This window comes from Nostoc sp. (assembly GCF_036917515.1).
In the GTDB taxonomy this organism is placed as follows: domain Bacteria; phylum Cyanobacteriota; class Cyanobacteriia; order Cyanobacteriales; family Nostocaceae; genus Nostoc.
This window is the reverse complement of record NZ_JBALDE010000007.1, coordinates 1-1,477: the sequence shown is the minus strand read 5'-3', so window position 1 is coordinate 1,477 and position 1,477 is coordinate 1. Positions and strand designations below refer to the sequence as shown.

The following is a 1,477-nucleotide window of genomic DNA, read 5'->3' as shown; positions in this document are numbered from 1 at the left end:
CGCCTGTCCCATACCAAGACCTTCACTGTTCAATAGCTTTAAAATCTGTACCACTTATCCTGCATGGCTTAGAGCTTTTCTTAGTGCCATTCGGGCATATACACCCTTCTGTTTGAGCTGATTAATGTCGGCTTCCGTCCGTCGGTCGTTATCAACAATACCAAAAGCATGAAGCCAGTGAAGATTGCCAGCGTCTCGGATGCTGGAAACGGCGTGTTCAACATCACGACAGTTCGATTTAGCAACGACGGAGACGTTTGGAAACATTAAACTGTAAAGCGGTTTATCAAGGCTTCGCTCAGTGCCTTCGACGAATAGGAGCTTTCTACGTGCGCCAAGGATATCCTTCTTGAGGTCATCATCAATCTCAGTTTCGGGAGGAACAAGATCCGCGTCCCAACCACTGACGGAAGAGTGAGCATAGGTGCAGCCTCGGATGAGCAACGTACGTGCGCCCGGATTATCAAGGGGCAGCATCACGTCGTGCGTAGACACAATGAATGCACAATCATGCCGTATGGAGAACAAAAGTGTCAAGAGCGGTGAGATAATGGAGCGATGAAGGTGGCGCTCCGGCTCATCAATTAGTAGCAATGTACCGCTCTTAAGAGTCAGTACGTTTGCCGCAATTAATAAGGCATTACGTTCGCCGTCCGAAAGCTCCGCAACGCTGTAAGGAGTACCGCCACATTTGCTTGCAACTACTTCATCGTTCTCACTGACAGATATCTCAATTGGAATATTTGAAAGACGTAAAAGCTCATTAATAAGCTTTATAGGGGCATGTTGCTTTGAAAGAGTCTTTGCAAGCTCAATGTTGTTGCCATCGACTGCACCAGCAATTGAGCGAGCACGCACGTTTTCGGCGTCAATCAGGTCATAGATTGCAATGCTCGTGCGTTGTTTAGCAAAATCGTCTTTCCAGCGCGACTGTAAATTGGTGTCTCCGCTTCGCATATTGGATTCATAGTCTTGCTTTTGCTTGGGTGATAAATCCATTGCATTGGAAGAAAACCAATTTTGGCGATGTGCCGATATTCGTCGCGCATTAGCATAATGAGGAGTATATAACTGTTGCATCAAACTGGACTTGCCTGTACCGTTAGCACCAAGAATGAATAGTTTTTCTCCGACGCTGACAGTGAGATTGAGTGGCTCGCCAGCAGAGCGAGGAATAGTCAAATCGAAGGTCACGGCGTGTTACCATTTAGACTTTTGTAATTATAGACAATATACAAGGCGAAAGAAGATAGCAGTGTCCCCTAACTAGTTCTACAATCTCTTTATGTATTTTGTTATACCCATTTTTGATTTGAGATTTTCACAATGACTATAATTGCTCACTGCGTTGGGAAAATAGATAAAGTCGAATTTAGTTAACAAAATAAGCTTTTACTTTCTCAAACCCCAGTTTGCTTTCTCATTTTGGTGTTTTCCGCAAGTCAAATAAGCTTTTACTTTCTCAAACCCCAGTTTG

The 1,477-nt window shown here is 44.3% G+C and carries 1 protein-coding gene; it reads right to left on the bottom strand.

Translation table 11 applies throughout. From position 1 onward, the window contains the following. Positions 1 to 54 precede the first annotated feature (54 nt). The gene (locus V7K89_RS00495; RefSeq protein ID WP_335183797.1) at positions 55 to 1,194 is read right to left on the bottom strand and encodes an AAA family ATPase; all 1,140 of its coding nucleotides are present in this window, start codon (positions 1,192 to 1,194) and stop codon (positions 55 to 57) included. Positions 1,195 to 1,477: the final 283 nt, after the last annotated feature.